Source organism: Rhodococcus sp. BP-160 (assembly GCF_019836205.1).
Taxonomy (GTDB): domain Bacteria; phylum Actinomycetota; class Actinomycetes; order Mycobacteriales; family Mycobacteriaceae; genus Rhodococcoides.
The window spans coordinates 386460-402278 of sequence record NZ_JABUEK010000002.1 but is presented as its reverse complement, the minus strand read 5'-3'; the positions used below and the strand labels follow the sequence as shown (position 1 = coordinate 402278).

Sequence of the window (15819 nt, the reverse complement as noted above, 5' to 3'; positions counted from 1 at the left end):
CGGTGTACGAGTCGACCGCCGGGTCGGCGTCAGCGAACGTCGGGTGGACGAACCGCGGGTCGACGAATCTCGGGACGGTGGTGCATTCCGACATGTTCATGGCGTGTCGACGTTACTCGACAGCCCCGTCCACTCGACAATCGCGCAGTCGCTACAGACCCAGGTAGGTCTTGAGCTCGAATGGCGTCACGTGCGAACGGTACGACTCCCACTCACGACGCTTGTTGCGCAGGAAGTAGTCGAAGACGTGCTCGCCGAGCGCCTCGGCCACCAGCTCGGAGCCCTCCATGGCGGCGAGCGCCTCGTTGAGGCTGCTGGGCAGCTCCCGGTAGCCCATGGCGCGGCGTTCGGCGGAGGTCAACGACCACACGTCCTCCTCGGCCTCGGGCGGCAGCGTGTACCCCTTCTCCACACCGCGCAGTCCGGCCGCGAGCAGCACGGCGAAGGTGAGGTACGGGTTGCACGCCGAGTCGGGGCTGCGGATCTCGACGCGGCGAGACGACGCCTTGTTCGGCGTGTACATCGGAACGCGTACCAGCGCAGAGCGATTCGACGGACCCCAGGACGCCGCCGTGGGGGCCTCGCCGCCGTGGATCAGACGCTTGTAGGAGTTGACCCACTGGTTGGTGACCGCGCTGATCTCGTTGGCGTGCTCGAGGATGCCCGCGATGAAGGCCTTGCCGGTCTCGGACAACTGCATGGGGTCGTCCGGGTTGTGGAAGGCGTTGGTCTCGCCCTCGAACAGACTCATGTGCGTGTGCATGGCCGAGCCGGCCTGATCGCTGAACGGCTTGGGCATGAACGTCGCACGCACGCCCTCGTCGATCGCGACCTCCTTGACGAGGTAGCGGAAGGTCATCACGTTGTCGGCCATGGACAGGGCGTCGGCGTAGCGCAGGTCGATCTCCTGCTGACCGGGCGCGGCCTCGTGGTGGCTGAACTCCACCGAGATGCCCATGGACTCGAGGGCGTCGATGGCGTGACGCCGGAAGTTCGGCGCCTCGTCGTGGACGGCCTGGTCGAAGTAGCCGCCGTTGTCCGCGGGGACGGGGGGCCGACCGTCGTCGGGCAGTTCCTTGCACAGGAAGAACTCGATTTCGGGATGCACGTAGCAGCTGAATCCGAGGTCCGCGGCCTTGGAGAGCTGTCGACGCAGCACGTGCCGGGAGTCGGCCCAGGACGGCGACCCGTCGGGCATCGCGATGTCGCAGAACATGCGGGCGGAGTGCTGCTCGCCCTTGCTGGTGGTCCAGGGCAGGATCTGGAACGTCGTGGGGTCGGGCTTGGCCACGGTGTCGGCCTCGGAGACTCGGGAGAAGCCCTCGATCGCCGAGCCGTCGAAGCCGATGCCCTCCTCGAACGCGCCTTCGAGTTCGGCCGGAGCGATGGCCACGGACTTGAGGTAGCCGAGCACGTCCGTGAACCACAGACGGACGAACCGGATGTCGCGCTCCTCCAGAGTGCGAAGCACGAATTCCTTTTGGCGATCCATGACCGTCAGGCTAGGCACGTTGCATTAAATCCGTGTTACATCGTGAAACCGGTCGCACTTTCTGGACCTCACAGCGCGGTGGCGACGACTGTGAGGTCACGACTCAGCAGCGCAGACCTGCTGGTGGAGGCGTCAGGTCGACGAGGTACGCGGACACGGCGTCGTCGATGCAGGCGATCCCGGCGAACGAGGCGGTGTGCTGATTCCCCTCGTAGGTGACCAGCGACGAGCCCAGCTGCGCGGCCAGGGCGACGCCGGCCTCGTACGGGGTGGCGGGATCGTCGGTGGTCGAGACCACCACGGTCGGTGCGAGTCCCGGTATCGAGACCGGCCCCGGGTCGGCCGCCGAGGGGACCGGCCAGAAGGCGCACGGCTCGAGCGGCGCGGTGCCGTTGCCCCGGCCGTCGTCGAGGAACGGCGCGGCGGCGCGGAACCGGGCGTCGAGCGCGCCCTCCTCCGCCCGGTCGGTCACCCGCGGATCGTCGACGCAGCGCACGGCCGTGAACGCGTCGTTGATGTTGCTGTACGTGCCGTCACTCAGGCGCCCGTTGTAGAGATCGGCGAGCGAGAGCAGGATGTCGCCCTGGCCGTTCTCCAGCTGAGTCAGACCGCGCCGCAACGGTGCCCACAGTTCGGTGCTGTAGAGCGCCTGCTGCACGCCGGCCACGGCGTCGTCGTAGCTCAGCGAGCGGGCACCCTCCGGCCCGGTGAGCTCGGTGCTCGCGGGCCGGTCCACCAACGGATCGACCAGGGCCCGGAAGGAACCCACGGCTCCCGCCGGGTCGGTACCGAGTGGACAGTCGGACCGTCCCGCGCAGTCGGCCGCGAAGGCGTCGAACACCGACTGGAAGCCTGCGCCCTGGGCGACCACCTCGTCGGCCGCGTTCGCAGCGGGGTCGAGAGCGCCGTCGAGCACCATCGCGCGCACGTTCTCGGGGAAGAGTTCGGCGTAGGTGTAGCCCAGCCGCGTCCCGTATGAAAATCCGAGATACGTCAGCTGATCGTCGCCGAGCACCGACCGGACGACGTCCATGTCCCGCGCGACGTCGGCCGACGTGAGGTGTTCGAGCAACACCGGATCGTTGCGCTCGGCGCACCGCGCGGCGTAGTCCTGATTCTCCTTCTCGGTCTCGGCGATGCCGGCGGGCGAGGTGTCCACGTCGTTGTCCGCACGCTCGGCGTCGAACTCCCGCGGAGTGTCGCAGCGCACCGCCGGCACCGACGCACCGATGCCCCGAGGGTCGAATCCGATGACGTCGAAGGACGATTCGACGGCGGTACCCCGCGCCACGGTCGCGGTGGAGAGGCCCGATGCGCCGGGTCCGCCCGGATTGACGAGCATCGAGCCCACCTTCTCCCCCGTCGCCGCCGACCGGGACAGCGCCAGCGAGGCGGTGGGCCCGGCGGGATCGTCGTAGTCGATCGGCACGGTCACCCGGCCGCACTGCAGGCTCGGGTCCAGCTCGGACCCGTCGGTCACGAATCCCTCGCACGATCCCCACGTGACACGCTGCGCCCGAAAGGCGTCCAGCGTCGACGGTTGATCGGCACGCGTCTCCGTCGTCGTGACGGGCACGGACCCACCCTCGTCGTCGGTGGGAGTGCCGCCGACATCGGAGCCGCACGCCGCGGCCAGCACTGCGAGAACCGAGAGGGAGACGGCGAGACGGACGGACACGCGACGGGAGGACACCTCTCGATGGTGGCACGGCGTGGTGTGTGACCAAGCGCACTCGTGCCGCGGAACCCGGCGGTGGCAGACTGAACGCGTCATCACCTCTACCCGGGGACCCGCCGAGCGGGCCTCGAGGACGAAAGGGACGCTCGATGTCTGCTGCTGAGACCCCGCTGTACGGATCCGCACCCACGGGCCGCAAGACCCGCACCCACCACCTGCAGGCGATGAAGGCCTCCGGCGACCGCTGGAGCATGCTCACCGCCTACGACTACTCGAGCGCGCGCATCTTCGAGGAGGCCGGCATCCCCGTCCTGCTCGTGGGCGACTCGGCCGCCAACGTCGTCTACGGCTACGACACCACGGTGCACATCGACATCGTGGAGCTCATCCCCCTGGTCCGCGGCGTGGTCCGTGGTGCCCCCAACGCACTCGTGGTCGCCGACCTGCCGTTCGGCACCTACGAGATCTCTCCGCAGCAGGCCGTCGAGACCGCTGTCCGCTTCATGCGCGAGGGCCAGGCCAACGCGGTCAAGCTCGAGGGCGGCGAGCGTGTCGCCCCGCAGATCGCCGCCATCACCGCCGCCGGTATCCCCGTGATGGCGCACATCGGCTTCACCCCGCAGAGCGTCAACGGACTCGGTGGTTTTCGCGTGCAGGGCCGCGGCGACGCGTCCGAGCAGCTCGTGGCCGACGCCATCGCCGTCCAGGAGGCCGGCGCCTTCGCCGTCGTCATGGAGATGGTGCCCGCCGATCTCGCCGGCCAGGTGACGCGCAAGCTGACGATCCCCACCGTCGGCATCGGTGCCGGTCCGGAGTGCGACGCCCAGGTTCTCGTCTGGCAGGACATGGCCGGCTTCACCAGCGGTCGCACCGCCAAGTTCGTCAAGCGTTTCGGCGACGTCGGCGACCAGCTGCGCGCCGCGGCGTCGACCTACGCCGCCGAGGTGCGGTCGGGGGCCTTCCCCGCGCAGGAGCACAGCTTCTAGGACTGCGACCCCTGGCGAGCGACGCGGGCGAGCCGGTCGGGGAAGCACCCGGGTGGCACACTCGGGGCCATGATGATGCGACATGGACTCGCCGCGGCGGGTGTTCTGGCAGCAGCGACCGTGACCCTGACGTCGTGCGCAGGCGGGACGGACACCACCACTGCGTCGACGACGGCCGCTCCCACGACGACCACGTCGGCGGCTGCGGCCACCCCGACGGTGTCCGAGGATCAGGCTCAGTCGCTGTGCACCGACCTCGAGGCACAGCTGTCGAACTGGCGCGTGCAGGGCCCGACCGTGGGCCGCGGCGGCCTGAACATCCTGGTGCAGACGTGGGCGGCACGCTATGGACTGAACGCCGCGGTGATCCAGAACCGCGGGATCGTCGACACGGCCGCGACCGACGCGTGCTCCGACGTCCGGAGCCAGGTCGTCGACATCCTCGAGATTCCCGATCTCGCGTCGGGCCTCGTGGGGCTGTGACGATGACGGCGCTCCGGTCCCTCTACCCCGAACTCGACCCGCACGACTCGGGGATGCTCGACGTCGGCGACGGGCAGCACCTCCACTTCGAGGTCAGTGGCAACCCCGACGGCGCTCCGGTGGTGTTCGTGCACGGCGGACCGGGCGGCGGCACGGGTCCCGATCAGCGTCGCTACTTCGATCCCGAGGCCTACCGGATCGTGCTGTTCGACCAGCGCGGGTGCGGTCGGTCCACGCCGCACGTCGCCGACGGCGCCGATCTCTCCGTCAACACCACCGGACACTCCATCGCCGACATGGAGGTCCTACGTGAGCATCTCGGCATCGACACGTGGTCGGTGTTCGGCGGGTCGTGGGGATCGACGTTGTCGCTCGCGTACGCCCAGGCGCACCCGCACCGCGTCACGTCACTGGTGCTGCGCGGCATCTTCCTGCTGCGTGAGTCGGAGATCGACTGGTACTACCGCGGCGGAGCGGGACACCTCTTCCCCGAACTGTGGGAGAGGTTTCTCGCCCCGATCCCGGCGGCGGAGCGCGACGGCGACCCCGTGGAGATCTACCACCGACTCCTTCACTCGTCCGACCCGGAGACCGCGCTGAACGCGGCGGTCGCCTGGTCCACGTGGGAGGGCGCCACCAGCACCCTGCTCCCGAAACCGGAACGCGTGGAGCAGAACTCCGAGGCACGGTTCGCACTCGCGTTCTCGCGCATCGAGAATCACTACTTCGTGCACCAGGGGTTCCTGGAACAGAATCAGTTGCTGGCGAACATGGACTCCATCGCCCACATCCCCGGTGTCATCGTGCAGGGCCGTTACGACGTGGTGTGCCCGGCCACGAGCGCCTGGGATCTGCATCGATCCTGGCCGTCGTCGACACTCCACATCGTCGACGACGCCGGGCACTCCGCCGCGGAACCGGGAATCATCCATCACCTCGTCGAGGCGACGGACTCCTTCCGCCGCTGACGAACCGGCCGTTCACCTGCAGGTGGTAAAGATGTCACCATGAGTTCAGGTGGTGCGGATGCGCACACGGAGATCGAGGCCAAGTTCGACGTCGGCATGGACACGCCGGTTCCCGAGCTCACGGGGGCGAAGTCGATCGTGTCCGCGTCCGCGCCGGAGCTGACACACCCGGTCTCCACGTACTTCGACACCCCGGATCTCGATCTGGCGCGTCGACGCATCACGGTGCGTCGACGGACCGGAAGCTCCGACGCGGGCTGGCACATCAAGATGCCCGTCTCGTCCGACGAGCGTCTCGAGCTGCGGAGCCCGCTGTCCGCGGGCGGCAACACCGCTCGCGTGCCTGCCGAGGTCGCCGATCGTGTGACGGCGCACGTGCGAGGCAAACCGCTCGTGCCCGTCGCGAGCATCGAGACCCGCCGCATTGTCACCGTCGTGGCCACGAAGCGGCACCAGACCGCCGCGGAGCTGTGCGACGACACCGTCACCGCCCGGAACCTGTTGGACGACACCACCGTTCGGTGGCGTGAATGGGAGGTGGAGTTGCTCGACGGTGACCGCCGAACCCTGGAGAAGGTGAGCACCTACCTGCTCTCCCACGGCGCCGACCCCGGTTCCTCACCCTCGAAGCTCGCACGGGCGCTCGGATCCCGCCTGGCAGATCTCCGGACCGGCGATGCCACGCCCGACGGCACCGCCGGGTCCGCGCTGCTCGCCGCCCTGGCCACCGACGTGTCCGCTCTCCTCGCGGCGGATCCGCGCGTGCGGGAGAACGACGACGACGCGGTGCACGCCATGCGCGTCGCCACGCGGCGACTGCGCAGCGTGCTGCGGTCCTACCGTGACCTGCTCGACCGACCGTCCGTCGACACGGTCCGCGGCGAACTGTCCTGGCTCGCCGACATTCTCGGCACCGCTCGCGACGCAGAGGTGCTGGCGGCCCGCTACGACGCGTCGCTCTCGGCGCTGCCGTCCGACGCTGTGCGCGGTCCCGTGGTCGAGACCCTCGTCGGCACCCAGCGACGGCTGTACACGCTCGCGCACGAGGAGATCGTGCGGGAGTTGAGCGGCGAGCGCTACTTCGCCCTGCTCGACGCGCTCGATGCACTCCTGGCAGCACCCACCGTCGGTCCGTCGGACGGCCGCGCGGACAAGGTCTTCCGGAAGGTGCTCCGCGGCCAGTACCGCACGATCGCCCGAGCCGAGGCTCACGCGGCCGCGCTCACCGGCGACGAGCGTGCCGAGGCTCTGCACGACGTGCGCAAGAACGCCAAGAAGCTGCGCTACGCGGCCGAGGCAGCGGCGGGCGCACTCTCGGACGGAGCAGTACGCACGACGGCCGCCGACGTCGCGAAGGCAGCGAAGAAGGTGCAGTCCGTCCTCGGCGACGTCCAGGACAGTGCGGTGTCGCGCGCCACGATCCTGACCGAAGCCGCCTCCGCGGCCGAGCGAGGCGAGGACACCTTCACCTTCGGTGTCCTGTACGCGAACGAGGGACACGACAGCGCGGACGCGCTGGAGCCGCTCCCCCGCGCGTGGACGAAGCTGCGGCGCCGCGCAGCCTCCCTCGGCTGACAACCTGAGCGGCCTACCCGACCACCGACGACCGGCCTCCGGCCTACCCGACCGAGAACTCCACTCGCCGGGTCGCGACGTCCACCGGCCCCACCCGCACGGTGACGGTCGTGCCCTCGGCCGGGTCTCCCGAACACCGGCCGACGACGGTGTACTCGGGAACGAAGACCTCGGCGGGCCGCTTGTCGGTTCGTCCGCGCAGCACGACGGCCGAGACGGTGTCGCCGACGCGGTCCGCCAGCACCCTGGCCTCGACGAGGTCGATACACGCACGGTCCACCTTCGACGCCAGCGAATCGCTGCGCCGCATCGCGTCGGGCAGCTCTGCGAACTCGGCGAGCACCCAGTCGGGGACAGCGGTTCCGGCACAGTGAGCGAGACACACCTCGGTGGCGTACCTGTCGACGCGCCGACGTAACGGCGCGGTGACGTGGGCGTACGGGCCACCGATCCCGGAATGGTCCGGCTCCTCGGGTGTCTCACCGTCGAAGGCGACGTACGCGGCACCGCGCAACAGCGTGGTCGCCTCGGTCATCACGGCGAGAGTCGTGGGAGCCGCCGGGTCCAGGCCGGCGAGAACCTGGCCGGGCGAGGCACCGGTCGGCCACTGCAGGCCCAGTGCCCGCACCACCGCCCGCAGTGCCTCGACGTCCGACGCGCCCGGCGGCGGGAGAGTGCGCAGGATGCCGACCTTCGCCTCGAGCATGATCGCGGCGGCGCACATTCCGGTGAGCAGGGACATCTCGGCGTTCCACGCGTCGGCCTCGGTGCGCGGCGCGATCTCGAGGCGCCATCCGCCGCGGTCGGAACCGTCGGCGACGACCTCCTGTTCGGGAAGCGCGAGCTCGATGGCGCCGCGCGCGACCGCGAGGGCCCGCCGCGCCCGACCGAGATCCTGCAGCGCCGTCAGCGACGGATGCACGGTGCCGGAGTCGACAGCCGACTGCACCTCGGCGTAGGTGAACCGTTGCCGTGAGCGCACCGTCGCCGGCTCGACGTGCCAGGACGTCGCCGTCCCCGCGGGGTCGGTGTCGATGGTCCACAGCGCGGCCGGCCGTACCCGGTCCGGCAGGAGGGACGACGCGTCCTCGGACATCTGCCGAGGGTGCAGCGGCACGCTGTCGTCCGGGAGGTAGAGCGTCTGTCCACGGCGGCGCACCTCCTCGTCCAGCACGCTTCCCGGCGCGACGACCGCACCGACGTCGGCGATGGCGTAGTACAGGCGGAAACCCGCGTCGGTGCGGTGGACGACGAGAGCCTGGTCCAGATCCATCGACCCGGGCGGGTCGATGGTCACGAACTCCAGGTCGGTCGCGTCGCGCCGCGTCGGACGAGAGTCCGCCACCGGGACCGCGTCGGGCGGGTACCCGGTCGGCAGGTCGAACTCGGCGCGCACAGCCGAGAAGTCGACACCGTCGACCCGAGGCGCAACGGCCCGCCTCGATACCGACGCGGTCACGAGCGCGCCGATGCGGTCACGAAGACCAGGTGTCGTCGGCGTCGTCCGCGGCCTTGTTACGCTCCGCGGCGATCTCGAGGGCGCGCTCGGCGGTGGCCCTGTCGGGGTAGGGGCCCATGCGGTCCATCGCACCGGCCTCCTTGCCCTGCACGACAGCCTTGTCGCTGATACGGAAGTACCACTGATCGTCGTCGTCACTCATGATCGACAGTGTGCCCCAGATCTGCCCCGACGGAACAGACTTCGCGTTCTGCGGCCCCGCGATTCACGGTCGGCGACGCGCTGACCGCACACACCGCGGGACCAGCGGCCGCGTTACACTTCTCGCATGTCCGGGTACACACGCCGGACCGGAGCCGGACCACGCACCCGATAGGAGTACGACATGTCGACCCTTCTCTTCGATCAACTGTTGCCGCTGATGGGCCATGACGCCGCGACGTACTGGGCCACCCTGCTGGTGGTCGACCCCATCTGATCCACTCTGCTCACGAACGGCTCCGCCCTCATCGAGGACGGGGCCTTTCGTCGTTCAGGAGGACTCGATACGTGGCGGCGGGCCGACGCTTCCCGTAGTTTCCTACCGCCGGCCCGCCGAGACTCACTGTAGAGGACATCGAACATATGTTCTAGTCCGCCCTCCACCGCAGCGGTCCGTGCTGGTCGTGTGCGCGGACGAGTCGGCGTGTAAGCCGGATCCTGTCCCCGGGACGAATCCCGGGTGGCGACCATCCATCTGGGCACACCGTCGCCGGGTACCTCGAGCGATCAACCCGCAGGCTCGGGCGAGCAGCCCTCGAACACCTGCGCAGACGCACCACCGCGAACGGCGGTGCGACCTTCGATCTTGCTCCGGGCGGGGTTTACCGAGCCACCCCGGTCACCCGGGGTGCTGGTGCGCTCTTACCGCACCGTTTCACCCTGACCGACCGATCCGAGGACCGGTCGGCGGTCTCTTCTCTGTGGCACTGTCCCGCGAGTCGCCTCGGGTTGCTGTTGGCAACCGCCCTGCTCTGTGGAGTCCGGACTTTCCTCGGCTCGAAGCTTGACGACGCCGGTCGTCAGTTCTCCGTGCCGCGGCCGCCCGGCCAACTCGTCCGCCCCGTCATGGTAGCCGCTCCGCCACCCCCGTCCCACCCCCGCTCCGACCCCCGCGAGTACGTCCGAACCGTCGCTGGGCGAGCCCCGATCACGACAGTTCGGACGTACTCGCGGGGGGTGGGTGTGCCGAGCGGACGGACGGTCGGACCGGGGATCTAGAGTCACGCGCATGACCTTCGTCGTCCTCCTGCGCGGCATCAACGTCGGCGGCATCCGTATCTCCATGGCGGCCCTGCGGTCGTCGCTGGAGGACGCCGGATACACCGCGGTGCGCACCGTTCTCGCGTCGGGCAACGTGGTGCTCACCGCGACGACGCAGGACCCGGCCGTGGTGCGCTCCGACGTGGAGGGCGTCCTGCGGCAGGCCTTCGGCTACGAGGCGTGGGTGGTGGTCGTGACCGTGGAGCAGCTCGCCGAGATCGTCGCCGCCTTCCCGTGGGAGACCGACGAGGCGGTACGCCACCCGTACGTGATCTTCTCGACGGACGGTGTGTCCACCACCGATCTCGCGGCGATCGGCGAGACGGCCGACCCTGCCGTCGAGAGGTCGACACTCGGGCCCCATCACGTCCTGTTCTGGGAGGTCGTGCGCGGTGACACCCTGTCCAGCGTCGTCGGCAAGGCCAGTGCGCGCGCGTCCTACAAGTCGACGACGACCACGCGAAACCTCCGCACGCTGCGCAAGATCCTCGCGTGATCACCGATTCCACCGCGCGGACCGTCGTGGCCGCGCTGCTGGTGGCTGCCGTCCTGGTCTTCGCCATCGCTCGCCCTCGCGGACTCCCCGAGGCCACCATCGCCGTTCCGGCCGCGGCACTGGCGATCCTGCTCGGAGTCGTGTCGACGAGCGACGCACTCGAGGAGACGGCGGAGCTCGCCCCCACGGTGGCGTTCCTCGCGGCCATCCTGGCTCTCGCTCACCTCGCCGACGCGCACGGTGTGTTCACGTGGATCGCGTCCGTCCTGCACGCCCGGTCGCGATCCTCCCCCACGCGGCTCCTGATGCTCGTGTTCGTCACCGCGTCCCTCACCACGGCAGTGCTCAGTCTCGACGCGACGGTCGTCCTGCTCACCCCGGTCGTCATCGCCGCCGCCCGCCGCGCCGAGATGTCGCCACGGCCGGCGTCGTATGCGGTGGCACACCTGTCGAACTCGGCCTCCACGCTGCTGCCGGTCTCGAATCTGACCAACCTGCTGGTGTTCTCGGCCACCGGTCTGTCGTTCCTGCACTTCACCGCGCTGATGGCAGCGCCGTGGCTCGTCGCGATCGCACTCGAGTACGCCGCGTTCCGTTGGTTGTTCCGCGGCGACCTGCGCGAGGTGGAGAACCCGCCGGACGACGACGGTCCGTCCGTGGCGGCGCCGACGCTCGCCCTCGTCGTGATCGGCTGCGCCCTGGTGGGTTTCGCGATCAGTGGGTCGCTCGGCCTCGAACCGGTGTGGGTGGCCGCGGCGGCCGCGATCGTGCTGGCCGTTCCTGCGCTGCGCCGGTCCGAGACGACTCCCGTCGCGATCGTGCGTGCACTCGATCTGTGGTTCTGCGTGTTCGTCTTCGCGCTCGGGGTGGTGGTCGCGGGACTCGCCGGGGGTCCGGTCGGCGAGGCCGTCACCGAGATCCTGCCGACGTCGTCCACGCTGTTCGCGCTCCTGACCGTCGCCGCGGTGGCCGCGGTCGCCTCCAACGTGCTCAACAACCTGCCCGCGACGCTGCTGCTGCTCGCCGCACTGACGTCGACGACAGGCGCTGCACCGGTGGGCGCGCTGCTCGCCATGCTGATCGGCGTCAACCTCGGGCCCAACCTCACCTACGTCGGGTCGCTCGCGATCATGTTGTGGCGCCGCGTGGCTCGCGCGGAGGGCGAGCCGCCGAGCCTGCGCACGTTCACCGTGGTGGGTCTGGCGACCACACCGATCACCGTGGTCGCGGCGACCGTCGCCCTGTGGCTCGCCCTGCAGGTGTAGTGGTCAGGCCCAGAGGAAGGACGTGTCGTTCACCAGGCGTACGGAGGCCGCGTCGTCGTCGAACCAGTCGACGATGCTGATGGACGCCAGGTCGAGGTGCATCCGGTAGAGGATCGAGGGGCCGACGTCCAGGCCGAGCTGCAGGAGCGTCTTGATGGGCGTCACGTGCGAGACCACGACGACGGTCTTCCCCGCGTACTCGGTCGCGATGTGCTCGCGGACCCGGCGCACCCGTTCGAGAACGGCGTCGAAGCTCTCGCCGCCGGGCGGCGCGACGGACGTGTCGCCCATCCACCGCCGATGCAGCTCGGGATCGCGCTCGGTGGCCTCGAGGAAGGTGAGGCCCTCCCACTCGCCGAAGTCCGTCTCCGTCAAATCCTCGACGACGGTGACGGGGACGTCGATCGCGCGGGAGACGGCCGACGCGGTGTCGAACGCCCGGCCCAGCGGTGAGCTCAGGACGACGTCGACGCCACCCAGCAGTGCGACACGCTGCGCCGCAGCGGCCGCCTGCGCTCGCCCGAGCTCGGTGAGCTCCGGGTTGCCTCGGCCGGAGTACCGACGATCCACCGACAGGGCGGTCTGGCCGTGCCGCAGCAGGATCGTGCGGGTCGCGGCACCCGAGACGGACTGCCAGGCAGGCCGTTCCGACACCGGCGTCGGTGCGCTCGCGACCTCGGCCGCACCGGTGAGCAGCGCGTCCTCACCGTCCATCGCCTGGTTGGCCAGCCGGTCGGCATGCGAGTTCTCGGCACGCGGGATCCACGCGTACTGCACGTCGTCGAACGTGTCCGCGACAGCGGCTGCTCGCGCGCGCAGCGGAATCATGTCCGGGTGCTTGACCTTCCAGCGGCCGGACATCTGCTCGACCACCAGCTTGGAGTCCATCCGCACCGAGACGCGCGAGGCCCCGAGTTCGCGGGCCGCCTCGAGACCGGCGATCAGTCCGCGGTACTCGGCGACGTTGTTCGTCACCACTCCCAGGTGTTCGCGGCGCTCGGCCAACACCGTGGCTCGCGCCGCGTCCCACACGACGGCGCCGTATCCGGCGGGCCCGGGGTTGCCTCGCGATCCCCCGTCGGCCTCCACCAGGACGGAGTCGGGATGGGGACTCACAGACCGGACTCGTTGGTGCGCACCAGGATCGCGTTGCACTCCGAGCACCGCACGACCACGTCGGGCGCGGTGCCGGCGATGCGCGCGATCTCGCCGCGATCCAGCTCGATCCGGCACGCACCGCAGCGCCGACCACGCAGCAGGGCGGCACCGATGCCCGACCTCTCACGCTGCTTCTCGTACATCGCGGACACCTCGGCGGGCAGCTGCGCGGCGAGCTCCTCGCGCTGCGCCGACCGAGTGCGCTCGGCGTTCTCGACGTCGGCGAGCGCGTCGTCGCGTCGACGGGTGGCGTCGACGATCGTGTCCTCGACCTGTGTCAGATTGGCACCGGCGTGCTCGTAGTCGCTCTGCGACGCCTCGCGCTGCTCCATGACCTCGAGCAACTCGTCCTCGAGGATGCCGCGGCGGCGCTCGAGGCTGCCCAGCTCGTGCTGGAGTTCGCTGAGCTGCTTCGCAGGAGCCGCCCCGGAGGCCAGCGCAGCGCGGTCCTTCTCCTCGCGGCGGCGCACGGCGTCGACCTCACCCTCGAGCTTGCGAATGTCGCGGTCCAGATCGTCGAGCGAGATCTGCACGCCCACGGCGGCGTCCTTGCGGTCGATCCGCTCGCGTTCGAGTGCGTCGAGCTCGACCTGCTCGGGAAGAGTGCGTCGACGGTGTGCGAGCTGGGCCAGTTCGGTGTCCATGGCGGCCAGGTCGAGGAGGGAGAGCTGGATCTTCGGGTCGACGTTCACGCGTGTCACGGTACTAGTCCTGCGGGGGACGGACGCCGATGCTCCACGGATCCGTTCTGATCGTCAGTGTCCGGGTGGTCCAGCCGTCGCGATCACCGAACGCGCTGTCCAGCAGGTCGCGCGCCTGGGCGCACCACGGGAACTCCCCCGCCCAGTGCGCGACGTCGATCAGCGCGGGTCCGCCGGCCCGCAGGTGTTCGTCCGCCACGTGGTGTCGCAGGTCGGAGGTCACGTAGGCATCGACACCCGCTGCCGTGACGGCGCCGAGCATCGAGTCCCCGGATCCACCGCACACGGCCACCCTCCGGATCGTCGCGTCCGGGTCGCCGGCGGCACGCACTCCCCAGGCAGTGGACGGGAGCCGGCTGCCGACGCGTTCGGCGAAGGCGCGCAACGACATCGGCTCGGCCAGCGTCCCGATCCGGCCCAGCCCGCAGTCGGTCGGCAACCCGGCCGTCTCGACGACGTCGAACGCCACTTCCTCGTAGGGGTGCGCCGAGCGCAGCGCGGTGAGAACGGCCGCGCGTGCAGAGCGCGGAGCGACCATCTCGACGCGCCGTTCCTCGACCGACTCGACGGCGCCGACGGTGCCGATCGCCGGCCGCGCGTCGTCGACGGGACGGAACTGGCCGTCGCCCACGACGCTCCAGCTGCACTCGCGGTAGTCGCCGATCGACCCGCCGCCCGCGTCGAACATGGCCTGCCGCACGGCGGGGGCGTCGGCCACCGGGACGTACACACCCCACTTGTCGAGGCCCCCGTCCGACTTCTCGTCGAGGGGGCGCAGATCGGTGAGGCCCAGCAGTGTCGCCAGCGCATCGGACACTCCGGGCTGCGCCGAGTCCGCGTTGGTGTGGGCGGTGAACAGAGCGCACCCCGCCGTGATCAGGCGATGGACCAACGCGCCCTTGGGCGTGTGGGCACCGACCGTGTCCACACCGCGCAGCAGCAGTGGGTGGTGCACCACGAGCAGATCGGCACCGGCGGTGATCGCCTCGTCCACGACGGCGGCCGTGGCGTCGACGGCGAACATCACGGTGGTCACGGAGTTCGCGGGATCGCCGCACACCAGACCGACCGAGTCCCAGCTCTCGGCGAGCCGGGGCGGGTACGCCGCGTCGAGCACGTCGATGATCTCGGCCAGGGTGGGCGCTGCGGTTCCCGTCGATGCCATCACTCGACCCTAGGTGTGCCCATCTCGCGCACCACGTCACCCCACGCGTCGGCGAGTCGGTCGACGGAGTCCGCGCCCCGCACCGCGATCCGCAGGTGATCCGGGCCGAGGCCGGGAAAGGTGTCGCCTCGGCGGACCGCGACGCCGCGGTCCCGCAACGCGGCCCGGATCGCTGCGCCGTTCTCCGCGCGGACGAGCACGAACGACGCCGTCGCCGGTGCCGTCACCTCCACCCCGAGTACGCGGAGCCGTTCGACGAGGTACTGCCGCTCGCGGGCGAGCACGAGCGCGTCGGCGTCCACGGACGCGACGGCGTCGGGTTCGCAGCACGCCTCGATCGCGGCCAGCTGCAGGGTGCCCAGCGGCCAGTGGGGTCGGCCCCGGTTCAGTGTGGCGAGGACGTCCGGCGCTCCGAGCGCGTACCCGCACCGCAGCCCCGCGAGGGCGAACGACTTGGTGAGGCTGCGCAGCACCACCACGTCGGGACGAGACTGCGACGCCAGGGACTCGGGCTCGCCGGGCACGGTGTCGGCGAATGCCTCGTCCACGACGAGCACGCGTCCCTCCGCCCGGAGTGCGAGCACGTCCGCGCGGGGATGGCCGATGGACGTCGGGTTGGTGGGATTGCCCAGCACCACCAGGTCGGCGTCGTGCGGAACGGCGGCGTCGACGAGCCGGTACGGCGCGGGCAGGACGACCCGATGCACCGGGACGTCGGCACTGCGCAGGGCGAACTCCGGCTCGGTGAAGGACGGGTGGACGACCGCGGCTAGGCGCGGGCGCAGCCGGGGCAGCATCGCGAATCCTTCGGCCGCTCCGGCGAGCAACAGCACCTCGTCCGGAGATCGACCGTGGCGCAACGCCACTCGGTCGCGAACCCGCCGGTCCTCGGCCTCGGACGGATACGCCGCGAGTCGGTCGACGGCCTCGATCAGTTTGCGCCGCAACCACTCGGGGGGCCGGGACCCACGAACGTTCACCGCGAAGTCGAGCATGCCCGCCTCGACCTCCACGTCGCCGTGGTGGCGAAGCAGCGGATCGATACGGGCGTCGCCTGTCACTCGGGTGACTGTAGGCGCTCCATATACTGA

14 protein-coding genes and 1 other RNA gene are annotated in these 15819 nt (G+C 70.3%); 6 read left to right on the top strand and 9 right to left on the bottom strand.

Going from position 1 to position 15819, the window contains the following annotated elements:
* Positions 1–151 precede the first annotated feature (151 nt).
* Both glnA and HQ306_RS08330 read right to left on the bottom strand, forming a co-directional pair.
* The gene (gene glnA, locus HQ306_RS08335; RefSeq protein WP_027505789.1) at positions 152–1492 is read right to left on the bottom strand and encodes a type I glutamate--ammonia ligase; all 1341 of its coding nucleotides are present in this window, start codon (positions 1490–1492) and stop codon (positions 152–154) included.
* Positions 1493–1595: 103 nt separating this feature from the next.
* Positions 1596–3185, bottom strand: a complete 1590-nt coding sequence (locus HQ306_RS08330) for an alpha/beta hydrolase (protein WP_308115558.1) — start codon at positions 3183–3185, stop codon at positions 1596–1598.
* A gap of 134 nt (positions 3186–3319) precedes the next feature.
* Between HQ306_RS08330 and panB the strand changes: the two genes are divergently transcribed.
* The 4 genes from panB (at position 3320) to HQ306_RS08310 (ending at position 7182) form a co-directional block, all read left to right on the top strand.
* Positions 3320–4156 (top strand): 3-methyl-2-oxobutanoate hydroxymethyltransferase, encoded by an 837-nt coding sequence (gene panB, locus HQ306_RS08325; RefSeq protein WP_222630502.1) that lies wholly within the window; start codon positions 3320–3322, stop codon positions 4154–4156.
* Positions 4157–4225: 69 nt separating this feature from the next.
* Positions 4226–4639: a hypothetical protein gene (locus HQ306_RS08320; protein WP_308115559.1), complete on the top strand. Its 414-nt coding sequence runs from the start codon at positions 4226–4228 to the stop codon at positions 4637–4639.
* 2 nt (positions 4640–4641) lie between these two features.
* Positions 4642–5607 carry a prolyl aminopeptidase gene (pip, locus tag HQ306_RS08315; RefSeq protein ID WP_222630500.1) on the top strand — a complete coding sequence of 322 codons (966 nt, stop codon included), beginning with the start codon at positions 4642–4644 and terminating at the stop codon, positions 5605–5607.
* 39 nt (positions 5608–5646) lie between these two features.
* A complete protein-coding gene (locus HQ306_RS08310) occupies positions 5647–7182 on the top strand; it encodes a CYTH and CHAD domain-containing protein (protein ID WP_222630498.1) in 1536 nt (511 codons plus the stop codon).
* 43 nt (positions 7183–7225) lie between these two features.
* Here HQ306_RS08310 and HQ306_RS08305 read toward each other — a convergent pair whose 3' ends face one another.
* The 3 genes from HQ306_RS08305 to rnpB all read right to left on the bottom strand — a co-directional run bounded on the left by HQ306_RS08305 (position 7226) and on the right by rnpB (position 9737).
* Complete coding sequence (locus HQ306_RS08305; RefSeq protein WP_374197728.1) at positions 7226–8653, bottom strand: RNB domain-containing ribonuclease; 1428 nt, start codon at positions 8651–8653, stop codon at positions 7226–7228.
* Between the two features lie 4 nt (positions 8654–8657).
* Positions 8658–8843: a hypothetical protein gene (locus tag HQ306_RS08300; RefSeq protein ID WP_037185713.1), complete on the bottom strand. Its 186-nt coding sequence runs from the start codon at positions 8841–8843 to the stop codon at positions 8658–8660.
* 470 nt (positions 8844–9313) lie between these two features.
* Positions 9314–9737, bottom strand: an RNA gene (gene rnpB / locus HQ306_RS08295) — RNase P RNA component class A.
* A gap of 174 nt (positions 9738–9911) precedes the next feature.
* On the opposite strand from rnpB, the gene HQ306_RS08290 reads away from it, so the two are divergent.
* Both HQ306_RS08290 and HQ306_RS08285 read left to right on the top strand, forming a co-directional pair.
* Complete coding sequence (locus HQ306_RS08290) at positions 9912–10439, top strand: DUF1697 domain-containing protein (RefSeq protein WP_056445695.1); 528 nt, start codon at positions 9912–9914, stop codon at positions 10437–10439.
* Positions 10439–11704, top strand: coding sequence for an SLC13 family permease (locus HQ306_RS08285; RefSeq protein WP_374197712.1), 1266 nt, complete (start codon positions 10439–10441; stop codon positions 11702–11704). The genes HQ306_RS08290 and HQ306_RS08285 overlap by 1 nt, the downstream gene beginning before the upstream one ends.
* Before the next feature lie 3 nt (positions 11705–11707).
* Here HQ306_RS08285 and HQ306_RS08280 read toward each other — a convergent pair whose 3' ends face one another.
* The 4 genes from HQ306_RS08280 to cobC are packed head-to-tail and all read right to left on the bottom strand — an operon-like array spanning position 11708 to position 15789.
* Positions 11708–12820: a bifunctional RNase H/acid phosphatase gene (locus HQ306_RS08280; protein WP_056445698.1), complete on the bottom strand. Its 1113-nt coding sequence runs from the start codon at positions 12818–12820 to the stop codon at positions 11708–11710.
* Complete coding sequence (locus HQ306_RS08275) at positions 12817–13554, bottom strand: zinc ribbon domain-containing protein (protein WP_027505779.1); 738 nt, start codon at positions 13552–13554, stop codon at positions 12817–12819. Before HQ306_RS08275 ends, HQ306_RS08280 begins: the two co-directional genes overlap by 4 nt.
* A gap of 13 nt (positions 13555–13567) precedes the next feature.
* Complete coding sequence (locus HQ306_RS08270) at positions 13568–14728, bottom strand: Nif3-like dinuclear metal center hexameric protein (protein WP_222630493.1); 1161 nt, start codon at positions 14726–14728, stop codon at positions 13568–13570.
* Positions 14728–15789 (bottom strand): Rv2231c family pyridoxal phosphate-dependent protein CobC, encoded by a 1062-nt coding sequence (cobC, locus tag HQ306_RS08265; protein WP_222630485.1) that lies wholly within the window; start codon positions 15787–15789, stop codon positions 14728–14730. Before cobC ends, HQ306_RS08270 begins: the two co-directional genes overlap by 1 nt.
* Positions 15790–15819 lie beyond the last annotated feature (30 nt).